This is a genomic window from Vibrio sp. Y176 (assembly GCF_033438945.1).
Window position 1 is genome coordinate 340,769 of sequence record NZ_JAWOQS010000004.1, and the last position, 23,509, is coordinate 364,277.

At 43.3% G+C, this 23,509-nt stretch carries 28 protein-coding genes; 6 read left to right on the plus strand and 22 right to left on the minus strand.

Annotated features, from left to right (window positions below; translation table 11 throughout):
• Positions 1-9: 9 nt before the first annotated feature.
• The 12 genes from R7O13_RS12775 to R7O13_RS12830 form a co-directional block, all read right to left on the minus strand.
• Positions 10-639 carry a NeuD/PglB/VioB family sugar acetyltransferase gene (locus R7O13_RS12775; protein ID WP_318303985.1) on the minus strand — a complete coding sequence of 210 codons (630 nt, stop codon included), beginning with the start codon at positions 637-639 and terminating at the stop codon, positions 10-12.
• A 3-nt stretch (positions 640-642) separates the two neighbouring features.
• Entirely contained in the window at positions 643-1,518 is an 876-nt protein-coding gene (locus R7O13_RS12780; RefSeq protein WP_213872023.1) for a formyltransferase family protein, read from the minus strand.
• Positions 1,511-2,251 (minus strand): SDR family NAD(P)-dependent oxidoreductase, encoded by a 741-nt coding sequence (locus tag R7O13_RS12785; RefSeq protein ID WP_033905964.1) that lies wholly within the window; start codon positions 2,249-2,251, stop codon positions 1,511-1,513. Before R7O13_RS12785 ends, R7O13_RS12780 begins: the two co-directional genes overlap by 8 nt.
• Positions 2,252-2,256: 5 nt before the next feature.
• Positions 2,257-2,472, minus strand: a complete 216-nt coding sequence (locus R7O13_RS12790) for a phosphopantetheine-binding protein (protein ID WP_021453150.1) — start codon at positions 2,470-2,472, stop codon at positions 2,257-2,259.
• The gene (locus R7O13_RS12795; RefSeq protein WP_318303987.1) at positions 2,473-3,540 is read right to left on the minus strand and encodes a ketoacyl-ACP synthase III; all 1,068 of its coding nucleotides are present in this window, start codon (positions 3,538-3,540) and stop codon (positions 2,473-2,475) included.
• Positions 3,541-3,543: 3 nt separating this feature from the next.
• The gene (locus R7O13_RS12800) at positions 3,544-3,771 is read right to left on the minus strand and encodes a phosphopantetheine-binding protein (RefSeq protein ID WP_031827230.1); all 228 of its coding nucleotides are present in this window, start codon (positions 3,769-3,771) and stop codon (positions 3,544-3,546) included.
• Between the two features lie 4 nt (positions 3,772-3,775).
• Entirely contained in the window at positions 3,776-5,311 is a 1,536-nt protein-coding gene (locus R7O13_RS12805) for an amino acid adenylation domain-containing protein (protein WP_318303990.1), read from the minus strand.
• A gap of 24 nt (positions 5,312-5,335) precedes the next feature.
• Positions 5,336-6,424, minus strand: a complete 1,089-nt coding sequence (locus R7O13_RS12810) for a DegT/DnrJ/EryC1/StrS family aminotransferase (protein ID WP_021453859.1) — start codon at positions 6,422-6,424, stop codon at positions 5,336-5,338.
• A 30-nt stretch (positions 6,425-6,454) separates the two neighbouring features.
• Complete coding sequence (rfbA, locus tag R7O13_RS12815; protein ID WP_025504096.1) at positions 6,455-7,327, minus strand: glucose-1-phosphate thymidylyltransferase RfbA; 873 nt, start codon at positions 7,325-7,327, stop codon at positions 6,455-6,457.
• On the minus strand, positions 7,327-8,391 hold the full coding sequence (gene rfbB, locus R7O13_RS12820; RefSeq protein WP_318303992.1) for a dTDP-glucose 4,6-dehydratase: 1,065 nt from the start codon (positions 8,389-8,391) through the stop codon (positions 7,327-7,329). The genes rfbA and rfbB overlap by 1 nt, the downstream gene beginning before the upstream one ends.
• A gap of 144 nt (positions 8,392-8,535) precedes the next feature.
• Positions 8,536-9,246 carry a 3-deoxy-D-manno-octulosonic acid kinase gene (locus tag R7O13_RS12825; RefSeq protein ID WP_318303993.1) on the minus strand — a complete coding sequence of 237 codons (711 nt, stop codon included), beginning with the start codon at positions 9,244-9,246 and terminating at the stop codon, positions 8,536-8,538.
• Positions 9,247-9,257: 11 nt separating this feature from the next.
• Positions 9,258-9,665, minus strand: coding sequence for a diacylglycerol kinase (locus tag R7O13_RS12830; RefSeq protein WP_005395798.1), 408 nt, complete (start codon positions 9,663-9,665; stop codon positions 9,258-9,260).
• Positions 9,666-9,772: 107 nt separating this feature from the next.
• Between R7O13_RS12830 and R7O13_RS12835 the strand changes: the two genes are divergently transcribed.
• The 3 genes from R7O13_RS12835 to R7O13_RS12845 are packed head-to-tail and all read left to right on the plus strand — an operon-like array spanning position 9,773 to position 12,416.
• Positions 9,773-10,828 (plus strand): glycosyltransferase family 9 protein, encoded by a 1,056-nt coding sequence (locus R7O13_RS12835; RefSeq protein WP_318303994.1) that lies wholly within the window; start codon positions 9,773-9,775, stop codon positions 10,826-10,828.
• A gap of 35 nt (positions 10,829-10,863) precedes the next feature.
• Positions 10,864-11,631 (plus strand): glycosyltransferase family 2 protein, encoded by a 768-nt coding sequence (locus R7O13_RS12840; protein WP_047103887.1) that lies wholly within the window; start codon positions 10,864-10,866, stop codon positions 11,629-11,631.
• Positions 11,628-12,416 carry a glycosyltransferase family 2 protein gene (locus tag R7O13_RS12845; protein WP_017634986.1) on the plus strand — a complete coding sequence of 263 codons (789 nt, stop codon included), beginning with the start codon at positions 11,628-11,630 and terminating at the stop codon, positions 12,414-12,416. Before R7O13_RS12840 ends, R7O13_RS12845 begins: the two co-directional genes overlap by 4 nt.
• Before the next feature lie 31 nt (positions 12,417-12,447).
• Here the strand turns inward: R7O13_RS12845 and R7O13_RS12850 are convergent, their stop codons facing one another.
• From R7O13_RS12850 to R7O13_RS12885, 8 genes are all read right to left on the minus strand, one after another.
• Positions 12,448-13,383 carry a glycosyl transferase family 90 gene (locus R7O13_RS12850; protein WP_065275023.1) on the minus strand — a complete coding sequence of 312 codons (936 nt, stop codon included), beginning with the start codon at positions 13,381-13,383 and terminating at the stop codon, positions 12,448-12,450.
• A complete protein-coding gene (coaD, locus tag R7O13_RS12855; protein ID WP_017820709.1) occupies positions 13,370-13,852 on the minus strand; it encodes a pantetheine-phosphate adenylyltransferase in 483 nt (160 codons plus the stop codon). Before coaD ends, R7O13_RS12850 begins: the two co-directional genes overlap by 14 nt.
• 86 nt (positions 13,853-13,938) lie before the next feature.
• The gene (gene mutM / locus R7O13_RS12860; RefSeq protein WP_213867105.1) at positions 13,939-14,748 is read right to left on the minus strand and encodes a bifunctional DNA-formamidopyrimidine glycosylase/DNA-(apurinic or apyrimidinic site) lyase; all 810 of its coding nucleotides are present in this window, start codon (positions 14,746-14,748) and stop codon (positions 13,939-13,941) included.
• 102 nt (positions 14,749-14,850) lie between these two features.
• Complete coding sequence (locus R7O13_RS12865) at positions 14,851-15,327, minus strand: hypothetical protein (protein WP_047103885.1); 477 nt, start codon at positions 15,325-15,327, stop codon at positions 14,851-14,853.
• A gap of 272 nt (positions 15,328-15,599) precedes the next feature.
• A complete protein-coding gene (gene rpmG, locus R7O13_RS12870) occupies positions 15,600-15,770 on the minus strand; it encodes a 50S ribosomal protein L33 (RefSeq protein ID WP_004410866.1) in 171 nt (56 codons plus the stop codon).
• Between the two features lie 13 nt (positions 15,771-15,783).
• Complete coding sequence (gene rpmB, locus R7O13_RS12875; protein WP_005384783.1) at positions 15,784-16,020, minus strand: 50S ribosomal protein L28; 237 nt, start codon at positions 16,018-16,020, stop codon at positions 15,784-15,786.
• A 302-nt stretch (positions 16,021-16,322) separates the two neighbouring features.
• Complete coding sequence (radC, locus tag R7O13_RS12880) at positions 16,323-16,997, minus strand: RadC family protein (protein ID WP_025768320.1); 675 nt, start codon at positions 16,995-16,997, stop codon at positions 16,323-16,325.
• A 114-nt stretch (positions 16,998-17,111) separates the two neighbouring features.
• Positions 17,112-18,785 carry a methyl-accepting chemotaxis protein gene (locus tag R7O13_RS12885; RefSeq protein ID WP_213869616.1) on the minus strand — a complete coding sequence of 558 codons (1,674 nt, stop codon included), beginning with the start codon at positions 18,783-18,785 and terminating at the stop codon, positions 17,112-17,114.
• 193 nt (positions 18,786-18,978) lie between these two features.
• Here R7O13_RS12885 and coaBC point away from each other — a divergent pair, with 193 nt between their 5' ends.
• The 3 genes from coaBC to R7O13_RS12900 all read left to right on the plus strand — a co-directional run bounded on the left by coaBC (position 18,979) and on the right by R7O13_RS12900 (position 21,897).
• Positions 18,979-20,178: a bifunctional phosphopantothenoylcysteine decarboxylase/phosphopantothenate--cysteine ligase CoaBC gene (coaBC, locus tag R7O13_RS12890; protein ID WP_154204912.1), complete on the plus strand. Its 1,200-nt coding sequence runs from the start codon at positions 18,979-18,981 to the stop codon at positions 20,176-20,178.
• 171 nt (positions 20,179-20,349) lie between these two features.
• Positions 20,350-20,940, plus strand: coding sequence for a nucleoid occlusion factor SlmA (gene slmA / locus R7O13_RS12895; RefSeq protein WP_005379386.1), 591 nt, complete (start codon positions 20,350-20,352; stop codon positions 20,938-20,940).
• Positions 20,941-20,946: 6 nt separating this feature from the next.
• Positions 20,947-21,897: a Kdo(2)-lipid IV(A) acyltransferase gene (locus tag R7O13_RS12900; RefSeq protein WP_033905948.1), complete on the plus strand. Its 951-nt coding sequence runs from the start codon at positions 20,947-20,949 to the stop codon at positions 21,895-21,897.
• An 84-nt stretch (positions 21,898-21,981) separates the two neighbouring features.
• On the opposite strand, the gene pyrE is transcribed toward R7O13_RS12900, so the two are convergent.
• Together pyrE and rph are read right to left on the minus strand one after the other, a co-directional pair.
• Positions 21,982-22,623 (minus strand): orotate phosphoribosyltransferase, encoded by a 642-nt coding sequence (gene pyrE / locus R7O13_RS12905; protein WP_005379384.1) that lies wholly within the window; start codon positions 22,621-22,623, stop codon positions 21,982-21,984.
• A 104-nt stretch (positions 22,624-22,727) separates the two neighbouring features.
• The gene (gene rph / locus R7O13_RS12910) at positions 22,728-23,444 is read right to left on the minus strand and encodes a ribonuclease PH (RefSeq protein ID WP_017634994.1); all 717 of its coding nucleotides are present in this window, start codon (positions 23,442-23,444) and stop codon (positions 22,728-22,730) included.
• Between the last annotated feature and the right edge of the window lie 65 nt (positions 23,445-23,509).

Genomic DNA, 23,509 nt, shown 5'->3' on the forward strand with positions numbered 1-23,509 from the left:
TAAGAAGAGTTATATCTTTTTAGCAGGATTACCTAGAACGGTGATATTTGACCTCACTTTGGTAAATACGACAGCCCCCATGCCAACTGTCGCATCATCTGCTACTTTAACTTTAGGGTGGATAGTTGCTCCTGAGCCAATCAATACTCTCTCACCAATTTCTACATGACCATTGATGGTATTGCTTCCTAGTAAAGAGGTATAGCGACCAATTTTGACATCATGTCCAATAGCACAATTACAGTTGATGAGCGAAAAGTCACCAATAACCGCACCAGGAGAGATGCTGCAGTTTGGGTTAATAATTACACCCTCACCTATTAAAGAAAATGGACTCAACACAACACTAGGGTGAATAAACGAGATAGCATTACCGCCTTTATCTTTTAGCATTTCGGCAATACTAGCGCGAGCATGACCTTCCCCTCCAAATGCCAAAATAAAATCAAACTGTTCAAGATCATCTAGCATGGAGATTGATTTTACTTCGTGGCCATAAAATGTTGTTCCTGATACAAAATATTCGTCAGTCACACAAAAACACAAGAAACGTTCACGAATATCATTTACATCTTGTATCCAGCTGTACACTTCCGCAGCTAGACCACTAGCTCCAAATATAATAATTGGATTAGACATTATTTACCCCTGCTCAATCTCGATTTTTTCAACGTGTATTTTTAACAAGCCAAACTCATCATTTATCACGATGCTATTTTCGCTACTATTTACAGATTTATCGCTTGGTTCATCAATAAACTGATAAGCACGTACAGAGTATCTATCACCATCATTATCAATTAGAGCCTTAGGAAAAACTTTAAATGGTCCATAATCTAATGCTCTCAATATGCGATAGTTCTCAAGCGTTGATTGTTTTATATCTAGCCAGCCATTTCCGGGAATATCTTTGGACAGGTACAGATAGTCGTATCTCAATGGCTGTTTAGTCAAGCAAGGAGTACTGCCTGTTTGCAACAATTCATCAATTACGTTTGAAAAGGCTTCTAATCCGGCATGCATACATTTATGAGCGACCTGATATGCTTTGTCATGCTTATCAACTAATACGTCAGAAAAAGCAATAGCCTCACCAGTGTCTACACCTTCATCAACATAATGCCAAGTGACACCTGTTTTTTCTAATTGATGAAAAATAGCCCAACTAGGTGCGTTTCTTCCTCGTAAATTTGGTAAAAGTGCATTATGAAAATTGATAATAGTTACATTCTTTAAAGTCAGTAACTTCCCTTTAAAAAGGTAGTTATTATTCGCACTGATGATTAACGTATTACCAGACAGCCACCCGAGTAACGAAGACTCGATATCTTCTTTCGTATGCTTAAATTGATATGCGACGTCGTGTTTTTGAGCAAATGACTCAAGAGTAGAAAAAGGTTGCATCTCTGTCTGTAACAATTTCAGCGTCACATCATATTGAAGAAGCTTGGAAGCAACGTCTTGAGCTATCTTACCAAAACCGATCACGATTACGGTTTCAAACTTTAATTTAGACACTGCGCCCTCCATCAATCACAAGATCTAAACCAGTCACCCAGCGAGACGCTCTGCTACTCAAAAAATAACAGGCCTCTGCAACATCTTCAGGTTTGCCTAAACCTAAAGGATATAGGTTATGTAACTTTTCAAGTGCTGCTTCGCCCAAATCAACCGCTACATCTTTTGTGTGCTTGGTCTCAACCCATCCAGGCGAAACGGTATTTACTCTGATTTTACGCGGAGCTAATTCTCTAGCCATTGATTTACTTGCAGAAATCAAAGCCCCTTTTGCTGCAGAATAAGCAACTAATCCTGGCTCACCAACGAAATGGGCAATGCTAGAAATCAGTGTAATACTTCTATCCTGAGACTTATCTGAATATAAAGCGTTCGAAAAAAGCTGGCAAAGGATCAAGTGACTATTCACGTTCGTTTGCATAGTCAAAAGAAGCTCTTCATCCGATACTAACTTCAACGGCAAGATTTTATGGTAGCCCGCAGCACAGATAAGATCTGTAACTTTACCTTGCTCAGTAACGATCTTTTTCAGCAGCGGTTTTAATGATGAAGGAGACTTCAAATCCCAAACATAAGCGGCTGAGGAATCTTTTCCTAAAGATTCCTCAGCGGTTTTAAGGCTCTCTTCATTACGTCCAAGAAGGATCACAAAGTTTCCCTTTTGAACATGTTTGTGAGCAATACTCAAGCCAATGTCTGAAGTCGCTCCTGTGATAAGAACTTTTCTTTTCATCGAAATTACTGAGGAAGTAGCTCGAGCAATTGACCGACAGTTTTTCGTTCGATTAAATCACCGTGTCCAATTTCTACTTGATATTCATCTGCGAATAAAGTGATAAGAGATAATTGGGCTAAAGAGTCCCACTCTTCCGTTTCTTGATATTCAAAATCAGGAGTTAGCTCTTCTACTTCCAACTCTAGGATCTCAGCTAGTTCTTCCAAAAAAACAGTCATTTATACATCCAACTTAATTAGTTTACATAGTGTAAGTTCATTGACATCAATCAAGGTCGCCCCCCAACTCAGACCTATACCAAAGCCTGATAATAGTGCTTTTTTACCCTCAAAGCCCGAATTCTTCATCCAAGATGATAAAATCGACATTGGGACAGTTGCGGACGAAGAGTTACCATAAATAGTCACTACCTCTGAAGGTAACTGCTCTTCCGTTACCTTCAGTGCTGAACGGAAACGATCCAAGATAAACTTATTTGCTTGATGAAAGAAAAAGTAGTCAATCTCTTCTGGTTTTGTGTTCGTTTCAATAAACTCTTTAATAAAATTGATTACCGTTGTTTGAGTAAACGTAAAAACATCTCTACCTTGCATGACCAAATGCTCAGAACAACGCCAATTTCCTTCTTCGTCCTCAGCAAGAGCGGCAGTATCAGAGGTACAAGGGTTTACCATACCACCTGATGGGATCATTAAAGCTTTTGCTCCTTTACCATCATGTTTGATCTCAAGAGGGGCCTTCACATTTTCCGCTCTTCTTTCTATTAAAGTGATAGTAACTGCATCCCCAATAAGAGGGTATGAGTTACGATCTTTTAAAGAAACCTTACGGCTTAAAACATCACCAGCAATTAGCAACACTTTTTGCGCATCACTATTACGAACTAGGCTCGAAGCTTCAAACAAACCTCGAATATAGCCATTGCAACCATCGTTGATGTCCATGCAATAACAATCGGTTTTAAAGTCAAAAGCGCCATGTACTATCGAAGCCGTTGACGGAATTGGGTAATCAGGAGTTTGAGTTACCACCAAAATTCCATCCACATCCTGATAGTCGCACCCAAGAGTGGTTGACAGGTCCTCAAGCAAAGGAAAAATCATATCAGTGAGCGCCGTTTCTTTTGAAACAACATGATGTTGATTGTATCCCATCAGCTTCTTCAGCTTTTTAGAACTCTGCTCTGTGTGTGAGTAGTTTTTTATCTCATCATCAAAGTAAGAAATATGCTTTGGAACGGCTGCGAGTATCCCTTTCAGCGAGATATTGCCAATATCACTTTTCATAAATTAACCTTGAATCGTTTTAAGATACTCACCAATAACATGCGGCGAAACAAAATTCTCAGGAACCAAACCTTCACCAGGAATTGAAATAGCTAGCTGAGCTTCGATCTCACTTACTAGGACTAACAAATCAAAAGAGTCCAACAGACCTGATTCAAAAAGTTCAGTATCTTTAGCAAACTCATGTTCTGGTTTCATTGTGGTTAAGATTGCTATAATTTTTTCACACATACTACTATTTAACCTTTACAAATTCTTGTAGTGCTTTCTCTGAAAAAGCTTTTCTATTTAACTTACCATTTGGCGTAAAAAGCATTTCTTGTACAAAGCCAATCTTGCTTGGAATCATGTACTTTGGTAAACGTTTCGTCAGTGCAACTTTAAGCTCAACTTCACTCATCGAACTACTGCATTGAACAAAAGAATAAAGCACTTTATCTTCTGATAAATAACCAACAACACACTGTTCGACAGCATCTAGCTCCATGATCTGAGACTCAATTTCACCAAGTTCTATACGATAGCCATTGTGCTTAATCTGGAAGTCTTTTCTACCAATATAATAAATTAAACCATCAACAAGTCTAACCAAGTCTCCGGTACGATAGATCATATCAATGTATTTATCTTGAAGTGGGTTTTGACAAAATACCTCTTCTGTTTTTTCTGAGTTAGCCCAATACCCAAGCGCTAAGCTAGAGCCTCGAACGCACAATTCACCTTCATCATTACGCTGGTCGTTTTCATCTAGGATTAGAATTCCTGAGTTATGACAAGGGACCCCTATAGGTAAGCTATCCCCATCCCAGTCTGACGGCACATCATAGTAGGTGCAATCAACGGTAATTTCTGTTGGTCCGTACAAGTTAGAGTAATGAGCATTAGGATGCTTATCTAACCAGTACTTAATCGTCTTCGCTGGCATTACTTCCCCAGCAAACAATACATTCTTCAAGCATGGCAATTGAAACTGATCAAGTAACTTAAGGTTCGCAATATTTACAAGCAATGAAGGAACCCAGAAGATCGTTGTTATTGCTTTTTCTTTCAGGTATTCAAGTGTTTTCTGAGGAAAAATAAACACGCTTTCAGGGATAACATGCAGTTCTGCCGCATTAGACAACGCCAAATAGATGTCTAAAGTCGAGTTATCAAAGAATAGTGGTGCTTGACTACCAATAATATCAACTTTGCTCACTTCATAGGCTGAATTAGCCCAATCAATATAATCAATAACACTAGAGTGGCAAATAGTGACACCTTTTGGTGTACCAGTAGAACCTGAAGTAAAAATTATATAACATGGATCTTTATCAATAACGGTTTTATTAAACTTTTCGATATCAGCCCAAATATCTTGCGTAGGTAGCTTAGATGCCGGTATTTCATCGATATTAATAGTTGAAATTGAACTATCTAATTCTAATGAATCTAATAAATTTCCTGACGTTTCATCATAAAGAACAAGACAATCTTGAAGGTTAGATAAGATCTTTAATAGTCGTTCTTTAGGTGAGTTAATGTCTACGGGACAGTAAATCCCTCCAGCCATTGTCGCAGAAAAGATCATGGAGAGTGCATTTACAGATTTTTTCGCAAACACAACAATCGGCTTGTTTAAACTTCCCTGCTGTCTTAGTTGCAATGAGATAGCATATGACTTTGCTGTACTTTCTGCATAAGTCAAAGAGTGGCTCGAATCCGAAACACAAATATTTTCTGGGTGTTTCATCGACGATGCTTGTAGATATTTCAGGATGCTGTTTCTCATCTTATACTCTCTTTTTGCAACCAATCATGATTTTTTAAGTATTTGTTTTATCTTGTTTACCATTGATTCACACAAATCAAAATATATAGGCAAGCATAAGATCCTTTTACTAGTCGAGCGACTAACTTCACATGGAGTTCCTTCATGACCATAACTATCAACAAGATCTAAACTTGGATAAAAGTACCTTCTTGGAAAGATGTTATTCGCTTCCAAATTAGCCTTAGCTCTAAGTAATGACTGCTCCGAATCAAACACAATTGGTACATACGCCCCATTAGGTTTTGAGCTATCCAACCAATTTTGCATTTGGAAAACACCAGAAAGGTGAGTTTGATAACTTTGCCATAAGCCTCTTCGCTTGGTCATGATACTTTCTATATCATCTAGAACACAGTGACCCATAGCGGCTTCAAACTCATTCATCTTGGCATTAGTTCCAACGCCTTCTATCGAATCCGGTCCCGTTATTCCAAAGTTAATCATAGAGCGTACTTTAGCTGCTAGCTCATCACATTGCGTAATCACAGCACCACCCTCTATCGTGTGGAATAACTTTGTAGCATGGAAACTTAATGTACTGATATCACCGTACGTTAATACACTTTCTTTATTTAGATCCACACCAAAAGCATGAGCGGCATCATAGATAACTTTTAAACCATGCTTGTTTGCTATAGCTTGAATCTCATTGACTTTACATGGATTACCAAACACGTGTACTGGTACTATTGCAGACGTTTTTTCTGTAATAAGGGCTTCTATCAAATCAGGGTTAATATTGAAGCTATCATTTTCAATATCGCAAAAAACAGGTGTTAAGTTTTCCCAACTAAGCGTGCTTGTAGTCGCAGCAAAAGAGAAAGGTGTTGTGATCACCTCTCCTGTAAGATTTAATGCTTTATAAGCAACCTGAAGTGCTAATGAGCCATTTGCAACTAATATAACATGCTTAACACCAAGGTATTCAGCTAGTCGAGATTCTAACTCATTAACCAGAGGACCACTATTGGTCAACCAACCACTCTCGTACACCCGATCAACATATTGTTTATATTTATCTTTTGATGGTAAATATGGTTTTGTTACAGGAATAATTTCACTGCTCATCATTTAATATCTCATTGCAATTAGCGACCAATATTATTTTTGCTCAATCACTAACTCGGAAAGGTAACGCCCGTAATCATTTTTTTGCATTGGTTTCGCAATAGCGAGTAGTTGGTCTTTTGTTAACCACCCATTGCGCCATGCAATCTCTTCTAGACACGCAACTTTCAGGCCTTGAACATTTTCAATGGTTTGAACAAACGAAGAGGCTTCATGTAGGCTTTCATGCGTTCCAGTATCTAACCAAGCAAAACCGCGCCCTAGTAATTGAACATTCAGGTCACCTTGCTCAAGGTACATTTGGTTTAGCGTCGAAATCTCTAACTCACCACGAGCTGAAGGTTTGACTTTTTTTGCCAATTCGACGACTCGGTTATCATAAAAATACAGCCCAGTGACAGCATAATTGGATTTAGGCTTTACTGGTTTTTCTTCAATCGAAATCGCCTGCATATTGGCATCAAATTCTACAACGCCAAATCGTTCAGGATCTTTAACCTGATAACCGAATACCGTCGCTCCACGGCTCTTCATCGCAGCTTGCTGAAGAATAGGAGTGAACCCTTGCCCATAAAAGATGTTGTCACCCAGCACCAAACATACTGAATCATCGCCAATGAATTCTTCACCAATGATGAAGGCTTGAGCTAAGCCATCTGGACTTGGTTGAATCGCGTATTGCAACTCAATACCAAACTCTGAGCCATCACCCAATAGGCGCTGAAATCCTTCCTGGTCTTCTGGCGTGGTGATGATCAAGATTTCACGAATGCCAGCAAGCATGAGTACCGACAACGGGTAGTAAATCATTGGTTTGTCATAAACCGGCAGTAACTGCTTAGAGACACCGCGTGTAATAGGGTAAAGGCGAGTGCCCGAGCCACCTGCTAAAATAATGCCTTTCATTATTCGCCCGCTCCTAATCGCTCTAAACTGTATGAACCATCAAGCACGCGTTGCCACCATTGCGGGTTGTTTAGGTACCATTCCACGGTTTTACGAATGCCGCTTTCAAAGGTTTCTTCTGGCGTCCAGTTAAGCTCTTGAGCAATCTTGGTCGCATCAATTGCGTAGCGCACATCATGACCTGGGCGATCTTTGACATAAGTGATCAAAGATTCATAAGACTCAACACCTGCCGGCTTGTCTGGTCGCAGCTCTTCAAGCAAAGCACAAATGGTTTTCACTACTTCGATGTTGGCTTTTTCGTTATGGCCACCGATGTTGTAGGTCTCACCGATTTCACCTTCCGTCACGACTTTGTAAAGCGCGCGAGCATGGTCTTCCACAAACAGCCAATCTCGGATTTGCATGCCATCACCATACACAGGTAAAGGCTTGCCATCGAGGGCATTCAGAATCATCAGTGGGATCAACTTCTCTGGGAAGTGGTACGGACCATAGTTATTTGAGCAATTGGTTACGAGTGTTGGGAGACCATAAGTACGCTGCCAAGCGCGTACAAGGTGATCGCTCGACGCTTTAGACGCCGAGTATGGGCTGCTTGGAGCGTATGAGGTGGTTTCGGTGAATAAATCATCCGTACCCTCTAAATCGCCATACACTTCATCCGTAGAAATATGATGAAAACGAAACGCCGATTTGTCCGCTTCCTCAAGGTTTGACCAATATTGACGCGCCGCTTCAAGAAGATGGTAAGTGCCCATGACGTTGGTCTCAATAAAAGCAGCAGGACCATCAATAGAGCGATCGACATGCGACTCAGCCGCTAAATGCATCACCATATCGGGTTGATGCTCTGAAAACACGCGGTCTAGTTCAGTTCGGTCACAGATATCCACTTGCTCGAAGTAATAACGGTCACTCTCTGAGACATCAACCAGTGATTCTAGATTCCCTGCGTAGGTCAGTTTATCTAAATTGATGACGGTATCTTGGGTGTCACGAATGATATGTCGGACAACAGCTGACCCAATGAAGCCTGCTCCACCGGTTACTAATATTTTCATTACAAATGTTACCTACGTTAATTTTTGTGCCATCAGATACACATGAATACTTAATGATTATTGTAGTTTATAGACTCACTCGAGCATCGTTAGACTCAAGAAGGCTTACTTAGAGCAATCAACATAAAATGATAAAAAACTCAATTAAGATTGAGAAGCATAACCGTCCTGAAAATGTTCAAAATCGGATTCTTGCCAAATAATCTGTCGCTTTAAACGCTCTTTATTAAATGAACGCAGAAGTCTATTTAGATTTTGTTGCTTCCAGTCACCAGAAGTTTCAAAACGACACTTATCAAAATCGATAATCCATACCTTATCTTTGTCGTCGATCAAGATATTGTGGATATTCAAATCGGTATGGTTAACGCCAACCTGATGCATCTTGGCAATTTCTTGCCCTATTTTCTGATACATCTCTACCGATAAAGACTGTTCTTGCAAGATACTAACCAGATCTCTGGCGTTTGGGATTCGCTCACTTAATAAATCAGCTTGATAGAAGAGTCCTGACTTTACGGCTCTTGCTGCAATAGGACGAGGAACGTGCACCCCAGCCTCAATTAGCGCCAACAAAAGCTGAAACTCTTGCGCACAACGGGTGTTATCCCAGCCAGAGAACCAATAATGATCGTTAACTAACTTCCCAAACAAACCGCCACGACGGTAATGACGTAGTGCCGCTTGCATGTTCTCTAGTTGGATAAACCATGTCGTGCCTCGCCCCGTCGCACTGCCAACCACCTTGTCGGAGGACTGCCAGTATTCCTCATCAAATATCGGTTGGCTAGGGTCTGTAATGATCTCGTCATCAAACCAGATCACTTGGTTGTTGTTTTTATACTGTCGAGTCATACGCTCACCCTCTAGCCTAAATACCGGCTGGCTAATATATACAACCAAGTAAATGCGGCAAACGCCAAAGCAACCATAACGGCAGCAGAGCCTATATCTTTAGCTCGACCACTGAGTTCATGCCGTTCAATACCGATACGATCCACTACCGCCTCAATCGCTGAGTTTACAAGCTCTACAATCAAGACTAATACCACGACCCCGATCATTAAGATACGCTCAACCATGCCGACATCCACTAGCCAAGCCAAAATCACGGCGATACTCAACAGAGCCAACTCTTGTCGAATGGCAGCTTCATGCTTAAAAGCCGCTTTTAATCCTTGGATCGAATAACCCGTCGCTTTAACGATGCGCTTTAGTCCGGTGTTACCCGGCTTGCCAGATTCTTGCGATTGATGTGGTGTTGTCTTTGACATTGCAGAACACTTATCAGTACTTAGCTATATTCGAACCGTGTATTTTACATTTATTGGGGATGTCTGCATAATTTACCTGCCTCTATTCATCGAATCAGACAATAATTATGTTTACTTCTGCCCCATCGTCACTATGCGTCTTGCGTTTGTCCGCTATCGGAGACGTTTGCAATACTATCGCCAGCATTCAAGCTATTCAGAAACACTGGCCTTCGACCCAGATTACTTGGATAACGGGTAAACTTGAAGCCCAGTTATTAGCCGCCATCGATGGTGTAGAAGTGATTGTTTTTGATAAAAAAGCGGGACTTGATGGCTACAAATCACTTTGGCGACAGCTGAAAGGCAGAGAGTTTGATGCGCTATTGCATATGCAGTACGCGATTCGAGCGAGTGTCGCAACGTTGGGCATTAAAGCAAAATACAAACTTGGTTTCTCTTCTGATAGAAGCCAGGACTTTCAAACACTATTTACCAATGTCAAAGTGCCTTCCCCGCAATCTCTGCATGTCGCAGATGGCTTAATGGCCTTTGCCCATCAAATTGGGGTACCAAAGGCAGAACTAGACTGGGTACTTTCTTATTCAGACCACGACCAAGCTTGGGCAGAGTCTCATATTTCTCGTAGTAAACCTAACCTGCTGATTGTGCCTGGTGCGAGCAAAGCTTATAAAAACTGGAACGCGGAAGGTTATGTGGATGTGATTCATCACGCCAGAGCAAAAGGCTGGAACGTGATTCTGGCAGGCAGCCCGGCTCAGGTAGAATTGGACCTGGCAGAGGCCATTCAATCTCGCTTGGAAGAACCGTGTCTAAATTTAGTTGGACAAAGTTCAATTCTGCAAATGCTTGCGTTAATAGATAAGGTTGAAATGGTCATCGCCCCCGATACCGGACCAGCACACATGGCGAATGCAATGAAAACACCAATCATCGGGCTCTATGCACACCATAATCCGCTGCGAGTGGGACCTTACCGTTATCTAAAATACGTTGTCTCAGTGTATGAAGAAACGATCTTGGCGGAAACAGGTAAAAACAGTCACGAGTTAAGCTGGCGAACTCGCGCTAAAGATGAAACGGCAATGAACCGCATTACCAGCACTCAAGTAATGAGCATGTTCGATCAAGTCTTAGAAGATTTGTATCCTCAATACCAGTAAACTTACTGTCTTGATTTGTTAAGAAGGAAATGACCTTGTCCAAACCAACCTTAGCCGTTGCCTTAATTGTAAAAAATGAAGAGAAGCACTTACAAGCTTGTCTAGACACAGTAAAAGATTGGGTCGATGAGATTGTCCTTCTAGACTCGGGCAGCACCGATCGCACCGAAGAAATCGCCCGACAATACACAGATAAGTTTTACACCAATCTAGATTGGCCAGGTTTCGGTAAACAACGCCAACTTGCGCAGCAATACGTTACGGCAGACTACGTTTTGTGGCTTGATGCAGACGAACAAGTCACTCCAGAGCTAAAAGAAAGTATCTTACACGCGGTATCAGCCAATAAGCCGAACGTTTTATACAAACTTAATCGACTAAGCTCAGCGTTTGGTAAGTTCATCTACCATTCTGGTTGGTCTCCAGACTGGATTGTGCGCTTATATCGCACCGAATATACGCAATATAATGATTCGCTCGTTCATGAAAAAGTTGATGAGAAAAACTATCAAACTGAAAAACTGGATGGTCGATTGCATCACTACACTTACGAGCACCTTCATCATTACATCAATAAAACCACTGGCTACCTCAAGGCCTGGACGGATGAACGTGAAGGTAAAAAGAAAGCGGGGTTAACGACCGCTATCGTTCACGCTCTTGCGAGCTTTTTGAAGATGTATGTGCTCAAACGAGGTTTTCTTGATGGCAAACATGGCTTCATTCTAGCTTGGCTAAGCATGCACTCTACTTTTGTAAAATACATCGATCTCTACTTACGTGAACAGGCAAGAAAATCATGAAAACGACTTTAATTATCACCACTTACAACTGGAAAGAAGCATTAAAAGCGGTGTTAGAAAGCGTGAAACGTCAAACCGTTTTGCCTGACGAAGTCATTGTTGCAGATGACGGTTCTCGAGACGATACCAAAGCAATGATCGACCAACTGCGTGACGGCTTTCCAGTACCACTTATTCATAGCTGGCACGAAGATAATGGCTTTCAACTTTCAATGAGCCGCAACCGTGCGATCGCCAAAGCATCAGGTGACTACCTCATCATGATTGATGGCGACATGGTGCTGTCCCAAACGTTTATTGAATCACATAAGCAAGTCGCAAAACCAAATTGGTTTGTGCAGGGCGGACGTGTGTTAACGGATGAAAGCTGCAGCAAGGCCATCATGGAAAACGGCTTAGTGCCTTCTATCTTCAGCAAAGGCATTCGCAATCGTAAAAACTGCATCACCAACGCTTTGCTATCGAAATGGTTCTCTTACGAGCGGAATAACGATAAAGCCACTCGCGGTTGCAACATGGCATTTTGGCGACAAGATGTCATCGAGGTGAATGGCTTCAACCAAGATTTTGTTGGATGGGGACGCGAAGACAGCGAGTTTGTTCATCGCATGTTGAATGCGGGTAAGTCACGTCTTTACCTAAAATTCGCAGGTGTAGGCTACCACTTGTACCACGTAGAAAACTCTCGTGCGTCACTCGGACAAAATGATGAGATTTTAGAGAACACCATTAAAAACAAGCTTAAACGCTGTGAGAATGGTGTTGATCAATTTCTAGAAGCTTAAGATTATAAAAAAGGGGCGTTTCGCCCCTTTTTTATTGTTGCTGAGATAAAGCGAAGTACTTATCGGCAACCATCAATGAGATCAAACGCTCTTTACGTTTATCTTTGAACTGCTCAACCCACTGGTGCGCATTTTCAATGATCGCTAATGCTTCTTGCTCATTCGCTAGGTAATAATCCATCTTTTCGGGTAAATCCGAATAGTCATCCTTCACTTCAACATAGTGGACGCCTGCCTCTAACTTACCTTCCATAAACCAAGTCTCATATTTTGGCTTTGACATAATAACCAAGGAGTTAGACGACATAGCCCACTTAAGGTTGGTGGCCACATCATTGCCTTCTATACAGAGCAAAAACTTATACTGCAGTTGCTCTTCAATACTCATAAAGCCCTTTTCCCATGGTTTCCCTTCTACCGGGCGGGTCTGGCCAATATTGCATTGCGGATGGTTGTAAAACGCATGAATCACCTTTTTACGATGCGGCTGAAAACCCACGCCGCGCCACGCTACCATGTCCTTTTTATCTTGATAGCGAACAGGATCATCAATAAATTTAAAATGACGAACTTGATTAAGTTTCAACACCACTGAATTTTGGTTGTTACCAAAAATAGGGCGGCTTTTTATAAAGCTCGGTACATTGGGGATGTGTGTAACATCGCCGTTGATGTAGTTAAACGCAAAACTGGAAGGGAAATAGCGTACAACTTGGCGAAGATCGAAAAAATACGTCCAGCCTTTCGTTTTTTTGAATGTATCGATGGTCGAGTAACTTTGTTCTCGGCTATCAACTGAAAACGGCGTTTCACACTTATTGTAATAGTTCACCCGCTCAAGACAGCGTTGCTGCTCTGCTTCGGTCAGATTCGAAAGTAAACGCTTGGCTTGTGCTCGATATACAAAGCGAGGGATAAGTATCGAGAGAGCGTTTGAGAAATAATAAGGGAACTTACTGTCTTTCATTGAGTTTTTCCCCAATCGCGATGGCTACTGGCTTGGGAACGAATTGTTCGATACTTCCGCCATGAATCGCTACTTCTCTCACGATAGTCGACGATAAAAACGCAAACTCTTCTTCAGGAGTTAAAAATACGCTCTCGATTCCTGGTAATAGCTTTCGGTACATGTTGGTCAGTCCAAACTCGTATTCAAAGTCTACCGTTGTTCGTAAACCACGAATAAGAACCTTAGCTTTCTCATTTCTCGCGAAATCCACTAATAACCCGGAGAACCCCTTTACCGTCACACCAGGTAAATGCGCTACAACGTCCTGCATCAGTGCAACGCGCTCTTCCAATGAAAACATAGTGTTCTTCGATGGGCTTGCGGCTACGCCAATCACAACCTCATCAAACATTTCGTGAGTACGTTCTATTAGATTGAGGTGACCATTAGTCACTGGATCAAAAGTGCCCGGATAAATGACTTTCATATAATTTACTAAGTTATTCGAAACTGATTGAATTATTGAGGCTCGAACGCAAGATTACAACAACTTAAGCTCGATAATAGCTCGACTTACTTCTGACACTCACTACAAAAGAAGGTATTACGTTGGCCAATCTTTAGCTCTTGAAGTCGTTCGCCGCACTCTGGACATGGCTCTCCGGCTTTTCCGTAAACCAATAACTCTTGTGCAAAGTAACCCGGCTTTCCATCGGCTTGCGCAAAATCTTTCAGCGTAGTCCCACCTTGCGTAATGGCAATCTCAAGTGTCATTTTGATATTTTCAACAAGTAACCCCCACTCTTGAGAAGTTAGCTTACCTGCAGGCCTTGAAGGGTGAATTCGAGATTTAAACAACGACTCATTCGCGTAGATATTTCCGACACCAACCACGACTTTGTTGTCCATGATGAACTGCTTGACGGCGACACGCTTATTTTTAGCTTTCTCCGCTACATATTCCGCATTGAACTCTTCAGTTAAAGGCTCAGGCCCCATGTTTGCTAGCACAGCATGTGACTCGCCAGGAGCACACCACAGCCATGCCCCAAAACGACGCGGATCGTTATAACGCAGTATTTTTCCACTGCTTAGTTTGAGATCCACATGATCGTGCTTTGCTGGCGGAAAGTCAGCATCTAGGACACGTAAAGACCCAGACATGCCCAAGTGAACAATGGCTGTACCTGTGTTTGTCTCGATCAGTAAGTATTTCGCACGACGGCTAATCGCACGGATCACCTGCCCTTCCAATGTTTTAAGCTCTGTAGGAATATCCCAGCGCAATTTAGGCGTTCGAAAAGTAAACGACTGGATCGTTTGTCCAACCATGTGGGGGCTAATCCCCATACGACTGACTTCAACTTCTGGCAACTCAGGCATTAGATTCTCCAATTCACCGGCTAATAGTTCTCGCTGCTAGCATAATCGAAAAGAAAAACGATAAATAGGGAAGCTTATTAGGGGTATAGACGCAAAAAGGCTTTACTCTGGCATAAGGTAGTTTTCATCAACGGAGATAGCGACCCATTTGTCTTGCCAGGTTTTAAATAGCCAAAAATCAGGTAAACGAAAGAAAGTCACCCGCTGCGGCTCTTCGAGATCCTGATACCAGACTTCTACCGTTTCAGGTACCGCTAGGTTAGGTTTTAAATGGTCGTACTGTTCTGAGGTAAGCTCGGTCCCTTCCAATGATTGCCAGCGTGATACAAGCTCACTGATCGGTGCATCAACTTTGATGTTGGATTGCCACCGTCCATCATGCAGTTCAAACTCCCAGCCACTATAGTACAAAGACTCCACCGTATAGTCGGAGCGAAGTACATTTGGGTAAGGGTCTGCTTGGGCTGTTAATAGGTAAGTTTTGATCCACATCGGCGCATTTAAGATCACTATAAACGCGATAATGCCCAGAATAAGAATATTGTTCCATCGGCGGCGACGAGCCGGACTCACACGCATAACCATCTCTACTCTCTTATAGTTATGAGTAAATTACCAAAGAGTATTGAGCTTGACTAGAACAACGGTGTGCAAGTGTGTAGGGAGTGGTGACTAAGCGGCAGAGGCGATCAATCAAAAATTCGAGTATAGAGTCGGACCAGTAGAATAACTTCAGCAGTGCCTTATAACCCGATGACGTACTGAACCTTTTCTTCAGCACTTTTATTCACGTAATAAAAAACCCAACTCGAAAGTTGGGTTTTTCAATTCATCAAAGAGACTGAAACCAATTATTTGATTTTTGCTTCTTTGTACATAACGTGCTGGCGAACTACTGGATCAAACTTTTTGATCTCAAATTTGCCTGGCATGTTACGCTTGTTCTTATCAGTTGTGTAGAAGTGGCCTGTACCTGCAGAAGATACTAGACGGATTTTCTCACGAACGCCTTTCTTTGCCATTGCTTATTTCCTCTTAAACGTTTTCGCCACGTGCACGCATGTCTGCAAGAACAGTATCAATACCTTTCTTGTCGATGATGCGCATACCTTTAGCAGATAGACGTAGTTTAACAAAACGTTTTTCGCTCTCTACCCAGAAACGATGAGTTTGTAGGTTCGGCAGAAAACGACGCTTAGTAGCATTTCGTGCGTGTGAACGGTTGTTACCCGTTACTGGACGCTTACCAGTTACTTGGCATACTCGTGACATGAATGTCTTCTCCAAAATCGTTTCAGCTCGATATCAACCTTGGTGGCCGAACCTCTCTATCTCTCGAAAAGAAGTTAGAGGTTAAGAACCGCTATGGAAAATCCATACAAGGCTATCAAAGGTCGCGCATTATACTAACTTGATATGCATTGCTCAAGACCCGAACAGATCCTTTTTACAGGTTTTCGTGATCTTTTTTTAGACAGCAGATTTTTTTAGCAGTCCAAGCTGAATTCAGTTAAAAATTTAGTGGCGTGGATGATAGCAGATTTTTAGCAACTAACAACCTAAAAAACGCACAGTTATATCCAGCCTCTTTCAGCAAAAGAGACACTTTCCCCATCTCCGATGACGAAATGGTCCAAAATACGAATATCCACCAATGCTAATGCGTCGGTGAGACGCCTTGTAATCCTTCTGTCAGCTTGGCTCGGCTCAGCAACGCCTGAAGGGTGATTGTGCGCCAAAATCAAAGCCGCCGCGTTATGATGCAGAGCACGCTTAACAACTTCTCTCGGATACACCGACGCTGCATCCAACGTTCCTTCAAATAAAATTTCATCTTTTATCACTCGGTGCTGGTTATCGAGAAAAAGAATATAAAAAGCCTCTCTTTGCCGATCCCTTAAAATAGAAGACAGATATAACTTAGTTTGGTCGGGGCTGGTTAAGGCATCACCACGCTTTAGCGTCTCCGCCAAGTAACGTTGTGTCATTTCTAGTACCGCTTGCAACTGAACATACTTGGCTTGCCCTAATCCTTTGTGACGACAAAACTCTTCTTCTGATGCTGAAAATAGTTGTCTGAGCGAACCAAAGTCTTGAATAAGGAAGTCTGCAAGCTCAATCACGTTCATTCCGCGGGTGCCTGTGCGCAAGAAGATGGCCAGCAGTTCGGCATCGGTCAAAGCTTGCGGCCCTCGTTGCAGTAGCTTCTCTCTGGGCATGGACTCATTTGGCAAAGCTTTCAGTATCATCTGATGTCTCTTTATATGGAAAGTGTCCCTATTCCACAAAACAAAAAGCGAAAGTCGAGTATGACTTTCGCTTTCTTCGTACCATCAGTGCTTTCCATGCAACTTAACAGTTCATCAGAGTTTAAAGTTGCCAACCAAGCCGTGAATTTCCGTTCCAGACTGTGATAGCTGCGTGCTGATTGACTCGGCATGCTGCAACGTCTCATTAATGTTGTTCACGATCTGTTGAATAGCCACTAAGTTTTGGTTGATGTCTTCTGCAACCGCACTTTGTTCTTCTGCGGCAGACGCGGTTTGAATACCCATATCTCGAATTGTTCCGATAGAATGATGAACACCAGAAAGAGATTGCTGAATGAGCGCAGATTCTTCCGCCGTTTTGACACCTCGTTTTTGGCTCACCGACATCGTACTGACCGCTCTTGATACACCATTTTGTAGCTGCTTGAGCATGTCGCCAATTTCATGAGTACTATTTTGCGTACGACTGGCTAACGAGCGCACTTCATCCGCAACGACGGCAAACCCTCGACCTTGCTCACCGGCTCTAGCCGCTTCAATCGCCGCATTTAGGGCCAACAAATTCGTTTGCTCGGCTATCTCGCCAATCACATCCAGCACTTTGGTTATTTTTTCGGTCTGTAAACTCAACTCAGAAATTGCATCTGACGTGCTGTCTATCTCCGTCACGAGTTCGGTAATGCCTTCTATTGCTTGCTCGACCTCATGCTGAGCGGCGGTGACTTGACTGTTGGCATCGTCAATTGCCTGCGCGGTCGCATTGGTATTGCTGGCTACTTCTTTGGCAGTCATGCTCATTTGCGTCACTGCCGTCACGACTTTGTCCGTCTCTAAACAGTGATCCTGCATTTGACCGCTCGCTTGGCTGGTCTGAGTGTTCAGGCTTTGAGAAACGGTCTGTACTGTCGTCGCAGAGCGATGAATGTCCTGCATCAGTGGGTGCAGCTTATCCATAAACTCATTAAACGCGGCCGCCACTTCACCGACTTCATCCTGACTTTCGACTTTTAAACGAGCCGTTAAGTCACCGCCGCCTGCGGCAACATCTTTTAATGAAGCCGCGACATGTTGTAATGGCTGAATGCCTTTAGACACCACGATACTGGTGAGAACACTGGTAATGATCAATCCAATAACGGAAATCAACACGGCAGATAACGTATGCTCTTTTAGCTCTTGAGTCTTTAACTCTCTGTGCATCGCAACTTGCTGGTCGATGTCATCAATATAAACGCCAGTACCTAAAACCCAGTCCCATTTCGATAGATATTCTGCATAGCCCAACTTAGGCGCTTGTGCGTCAATGGTCGGTTTATGCCACGAGAAATAGAGGAACCCATCCCCTTTTTGAGAAGCGTCAATCAAGCCCGCAATAACTGCGACCCCATTTTCATCTTTTAAGTCGTAAAGGTTTTTACCCTCTAATGCAGGTTTGATGGCGTGCAACGTATTCACACCTTGAGAGTCGTAGGCAAAAAAGTAGCCATCGCTTTCAAAGCGCATGGCTTTCAGAATTTCTTTTGCTGCCTCTTTATTACTTCCATTTACATCCGTGTCGTATAACGGTTTTATCGCCGTCACGCCCATCATCATATAGGCTTGTAACTCTTTCTTTTTCGTTTCGATGAGCTCTTGCCTGTCTCTTGCCAGCTCCGCTTCCAAACTTTTACTGCTGTTGATGTAATACACCACTGAGATCAACGTGGTGATCAACAACAGCGGAATTAGGGTTATCAGCAGCAATTTGTTTCGACTTTTCAACACCATGGTTTCCACTACCTCTTTTTCTTTTCAGACTTGCAAACTCCGCGCAACTTGTCTGTGAGGTAGGCGAGAATTTTCCCTTCCTCGGTCAGATTAATACTCTGGAGTTTGATGTGAATTATCTTCTCGTTATATATGCTCGGGCGGTCAGACTTTGAATTGTGTTAAAATCCGGTCATCAAATTGGAGATCTCACATGCAAACACTAGCAGGAAAGAAAATTCTACTCGGCATCAGTGGCGGTATTGCCGCGTATAAATGTGCGGAGCTAACCCGTCGCCTCATAGAGAGAGGAGCGCAAGTTCAAGTTGTAATGACGAAAGCCGCAAAAGAGTTCATTACCCCTTTAACCATGCAAGCCGTTTCGGGCCGTCCTGTCTCGGACAGTTTACTAGACCCAGCAGCGGAAGCCTCTATGGGTCATATTGAATTGGCCAAATGGGCAGATTTAGTGCTATTAGCGCCAGCGACCGCGGACTTAATCGCACGCATGTCCGCAGGCATGGGGAACGATTTACTTACTACGCTCGTGCTCGCGACGGATTCCCCTGTTGCTGTTTCTCCTGCGATGAATCAACAGATGTATCGCAATATCGCAACCCAAGAGAACATCGCTACGTTAGCGCGTCGTGGTATGCACATCTGGGGCCCTGCGGCAGGAGAGCAAGCCTGTGGTGATGTAGGACCAGGTCGAATGCTGGAACCAATGCAGCTAGTACATCTATGTGAACAGTTCTTTCAACCAAAATTGCTAGAAGGTAAGTCGATACTCATTACCGCCGGACCAACTCGCGAAGCGATTGATCCAGTGCGTTACATTACTAACCATAGCTCTGGGAAAATGGGCTATGCATTGGCGAGCGCCGCAGCGCAGATGGGAGCAAAAGTCACCCTCGTGAGCGGTCCTGTCAGTTTAAATACGCCCGTAGGTGTTGAGCGCATAAATGTTTCCAGTGCACAAGAGATGCACGAAGCCGTTATGACACATGCAAACAGGCATGATGCGTTTATTAGCTGCGCTGCCGTTGCCGACTACCGCCCACAAACGATCGCGTCTCAAAAGTTGAAAAAGACAGAAGACAACGACGAAATGGTCATTAATATGGTTAAAAATCCTGATATTGTTGCATCTGTGGCAGCAATGACGGAGAAGCGTCCGTTTACCGTCGGTTTTGCGGCTGAAACCAATGATGTAGAGACCTATGCTCGAGGCAAGTTAACAAAGAAAAACCTCAATATGATCTGTGCAAACGACGTTTCGGTTGCAGGGCAAGGATTTAACAGCAACGACAACGCGATTACCCTTTACTGGCCTGAAGGTGAACTTGCGCTCGCTTTAGAATCAAAAGAAGCATTGAGCTTTAAAATTCTCGAAAAAATGCATCAATTGATGTAACTAACGTTTGAAAACCCTGCCAATTTTTTACAAAAGCTGGCATAAATTTGGTACAAAAATGACAACTAAGGGTGTTAAATCTCCCATTCCACCCTTAGTGGTCTAGTTTGAGGCGAAATAGCGTCTTATAATCCCCTCCGCTCAACTTTGTATTTTGAAAGGAAGTAACTAATGGCCGGCAGTAAAAAATCCAACCGTCGTGAAGAGATCTTACAAGCATTGGCAGAAATGCTTGAATCAACAGATGGCGCTTCACGCATTACTACGGCAAAACTGGCCAAGCAAGTCGGCGTTTCAGAAGCCGCGCTGTATCGTCATTTCCCAAGTAAAGCGCGCATGTTCGAAGGGTTGATTGAGTTCATTGAAGAAGCCTTGATGACACGCATCAACCGTATTCTAGACGACGAAAAAGATACACTAGAGCGTATTCGTATGGTGATGCACCTTATTTTGGCGTTCTCTGAACGTAACCCAGGTCTGACACGCATTTTGTCGGGTCATGCTCTAATGTTTGAAAATGAACGTCTACGTGAACGCATCAATCAACTCTTTGAGCGTATAGAAACACAATTGCGCCAAATCCTGCGTGAACGTAAGATTCGTGAAGGGAAGTCTTTCCCTGTCGAAGAGCGCATCCTAGCTGCGCAAATTCTGGGACAAGTTGAGGGGAGCCTAAACCGCTTTGTGCGTAGCGACTTTAAATACCAGCCGACTGCAAACTTTGACGAGTACTGGGCGCTTTTAAGTGCACAAATAAAGTAAAAGACTATGAGTAAAGACAAATACACGCAGCCCGAGTTTTCTCTTTCACTTCTTCACCCTCGTAACTGGGGCGTATGGCTTGGTTTTGGTCTGTTGGCCATCCTCGTCAATATTCTTCCTTATCGGCTGCTGCTTTCATTAGGTCGTTCACTCGGTAAACTTGGCATGCGCTACGGTAAAAAGCGTGTCCACGTTGCTCAGCGTAACTTAGAATTGGCCTTTCCAGACAAAACACCTGAAGAGATTCAACATATTGTTGAAGAGAACTTCAAAAATACCGGTATGGCACTGATAGAAACCGGAATCACTTGGTTCTGGCCGACTTGGCGCTTTAAAAACCTGATCGTCGAGAAAGATCTCGGCGCACTGCGTGAAAAAGCCAAAGAAGGTAAAGGCGTCCTACTTTGTTGTGTCCATGCTCTTAATCTAGAGATCACTGCGCGTGCTTTCGCCGTGTTAGGCGTGGCCGGGTACGGCGCGTTTCGTCCGCATAATAATCCTGCTTATAACTTTATCCAGTATTGGGGACGAACACATAACGGCAATAAACTGATTGATCGTAAAGATGTAAAAAAGATGATTCGTGTTTTACGCAGCGGTGAGCGTCTGTTCTATTTACCGGATCACGATTACGGTCGCAAAAAATCAGTATTTGTGCCCTTCTTTGCCGTAGACGATGCGTGTACGACAACAGGCACGAGCATTCTGGCGTATACCTCAAAATGTGCGATCATCCCAGGCTCAGGGTTTCGCAATGACGAAGGAAAATACGACATCATCGCCGATAAGTGCATTGAAGCCGACTATCCACAAAAAGACGAAGTCGCCGCTGCCGCTTATATGAACAAGTATGTGGAAGAAGTCATTCTACGCGCTCCAGAGCAATGGATGTGGCTCCATAAACGCTATAAAACCATGCAAGATGAGCATGTCGAGAAAGGCATTCGCTATAAGTAAGTGGTCACGGCGATAAATCCAAAAACAAAAAAGGGCAGATGAATATCCATCTGCCCTTTTTACTTTTTCAGAAAAAGTAACCAATTAAATGCCGTATTCTGCGCGGTACGCTTTAACTGCTTCTAGATGCTCTTTGTCTGTGCCTTTCTCTTCAAGGAAAGTCACAAGGTCAGTCAGGCTAACGATTGAGATGATTGCACAACCAAAGTCACGCTCCACTTCTTGGATCGCAGACAACTCACCTTTGCCTTTTTCTTGGCGGTCAATCGCAACCAACACACCAGCAAGGTCTGCGCCATTTGCTTGAATTATTTCCATCGATTCACGAATCGCAGTACCTGCTGTGATTACGTCATCCACTAGCATTATTCGACCTTCAAGCGCTGAACCCACAAGGTTACCGCCTTCGCCGTGATCTTTCGCTTCTTTACGGTTGAAGCAGTAAGGCGTGTCGATATCGTGGTGATCCGCCAGCGCGACTGCTGTTGTCGTCGCGATTGGGATACCTTTGTACGCCGGGCCAAACAGTACATCAAACTCAATGCCAGAGTCAGCGAGCGCGGCTGCGTAAAAACGACCAAGACGCGCTAGGTCACGACCAGTATTGAAAAGACCAGCGTTAAAGAAGTACGGGCTTTTACGGCCAGATTTCAAAGTAAACTCACCAAACTTAAGAACTTCTTTCTCAAGTGCAAACTCAATAAATTCACGCTGGTATGCTTTCATTATTTTCTCTCTATGTCCTTGGTTTCTTGTGTCTCTTCTCGACAATCATTCATTTCTCTATTGTCGAGATAAAAAAATAGCCCCCATAATGGGAGCTATTTAAATCAATTGGCTAACGCCGCCTTCTGCGCTGCGACAATTTCCGTAATGCCGACTTTCGCCGACTCTAGCAGAGCCATCAGCTGCTCGTGACTGAACGGTTCACCTTCTGCGGTGCCCTGAATTTCAATCATCTTGCCTTCTTCGGTCATTACTACGTTCATGTCTGTGTCTGCCGCTGAATCTTCAACGTACTCAAGGTCACACAGAACATCATCACCTAGCAAACCAACTGAAACTGCCGCTACGTGGCCTTTCATTGGGTTTGCTTTTAGCTTGCCGCTATCTACTAGGTGTTGGAACGCATCGGCCATTGCAACACTTGCACCGCTGATGGATGCAGTACGCGTACCACCGTCAGCTTGGATAACATCACAGTCAACGGTGATCATGAACTCACCCATGGCTTTTAGATCGACAACAGCGCGTAGGCTTCGCGCGATAAGACGCTGAATTTCCATCGTACGGCCGCCTTGTTTGCCACTTGCCGCTTCACGACGAGTACGCGAATGTGTTGCTCGAGGTAGCATGCCGTATTCAGCTGTAACCCAGCCTTTACCTTGACCTTTTAGCCAACGTGGCACAGATTCTTCGACGGTCGCATTACACAACACTTTGGTGTTACCGAACTCAACTAGCACTGACCCTTCAGCGTAAGCTGTGTAGTTACGAGTAATTTTGATAGGGCGAACTTGATCCGCCTTGCGATCGTTTGGACGCATGGGCATCTACCTTAAATATGAGGAGAAGACGATTTGGTTGGGCGAAGATTATAACGGAATCGATT